Source organism: Xylanibacillus composti (assembly GCF_018403685.1).
In the GTDB taxonomy this organism is placed as follows: Bacteria; Bacillota; Bacilli; order Paenibacillales; family K13; genus Xylanibacillus; species Xylanibacillus composti.
In genome coordinates this window covers 1-1,234 of record NZ_BOVK01000115.1, presented here as the reverse complement: position 1 = coordinate 1,234, position 1,234 = coordinate 1, and the positions used below count along the sequence as shown (strand labels likewise).

The 1,234-nt window shown below is 38.8% G+C and carries 2 protein-coding genes; one reads left to right on the top strand and one right to left on the bottom strand.

The genetic code is table 11. From position 1 onward, the window contains the following. Positions 1-491 (bottom strand): DinB family protein (locus tag XYCOK13_RS21760; protein ID WP_213414357.1); only part of this gene is annotated, 491 nt, incomplete at its 3' end. A gap of 292 nt (positions 492-783) precedes the next feature. Between XYCOK13_RS21760 and XYCOK13_RS21755 the strand changes: the two genes are divergently transcribed. Continuing rightward, positions 784-1,020 carry a hypothetical protein gene (locus XYCOK13_RS21755; protein WP_213414356.1) on the top strand — a complete coding sequence of 79 codons (237 nt, stop codon included), beginning with the start codon at positions 784-786 and terminating at the stop codon, positions 1,018-1,020. Positions 1,021-1,234: the final 214 nt, after the last annotated feature.

Below are 1,234 nucleotides of genomic sequence, written 5' to 3'. Positions count from 1 at the left end.
AGTTCTCTCTCAACAATAATTTTTAAATTCTTCTCGTTTATACCGGCATGGACAAAATCAAATTTCACACCCACTAACCGTTGAGTGCGGTCAACCACTTGGCCTAAATGGTACCCAGTATGCTCAATGAGATGATACAAGGAATACAAATCAATGCTGTCTTTATCACTCTCATCCAAAGCTTTTTGCCAATACTGGAATACTTCGTATGCTCTCTCCTTCAACTCATCAGGTCCAAATGAATCATTCGGAAAAAGCTTCTCAATTCCACTGGTAAACTTGACCCCTGGATCTAAATATCTTTCCATGTTCCTTCTTATATGTTCGAGAACATGTAAGATGATTCCTCCAATACTATTTTGGTTTTCACTTTCCTCTAACCATAATAAATGGTCAGACAATACTCCTAAACATGATTGAAAATTAGGGAGGTAGTGACTGACCAAGCGATGTTTGGAGATGATTATGAATAATCTTGATTCCTCGTTCATCTTTGAATCACCTACTATTTGTCATTTGCATAAATTTCAGATAACGTTCCCGCATTCACGACGTTCCACTGGCTTAGATAGCTCCTATCTTAGCCAGTGCGAATGTGTCCCGGCATTTGCTTCCCTGCCCTCTGCATCCGGGACCAAGGAGCCGTCAGGCTCCGCAACATGAATGTTATGTTAGATGGAGTTTCTGTCTTCTTAGAGCCGCACTCCAAATCCCCAATATTTCTTCGTTTTATGAAAGTTTTTATTGACTCATGGTATAATGTTTATTAAAGGAGTTGATATCATGGCTATTAGCAAAGAGCACCTAAATAAACTAATTCAACAATTATCTGAAGATGATCTTCCCATCGCGGCTGATTTCTTGGAACATTTAGTATCCAAGTCTAAAGACAGCCACATTCCATGGGATGATGAACCAACCACTAAAGAAGATTTAGAAGATATAAGACGCGCGAAAGATGCTTTCAAACGTGGTGAGACAATCAAGCTCAAGGACGTCATAGATGATCTACTCAATTGAATTTGATAAAGCCGCCTATAAGTATCTTCAAAAGTTAGACAAACCAACTCGTACCCGGATAGTTGAGTCCGTATAATTGTGTAAATTGATAGTCTTCCAAAAATAAGGGGAGCCATATTCAAAACCCTCAGTTAGAATGTTGTTGTCGAGACAATATCCTAAATACTCGAGGTGTTATGAAATGGCTCAATATCAGATTAACGTAGATTCGCAA

Coding starts and splice junctions, on each gene's coding strand:
- XYCOK13_RS21755 (WP_213414356.1), top strand. CDS start 784: ATGGCTATTAGCAAAGAGCACCTAAATAAACTAATTCAACAATTATCT.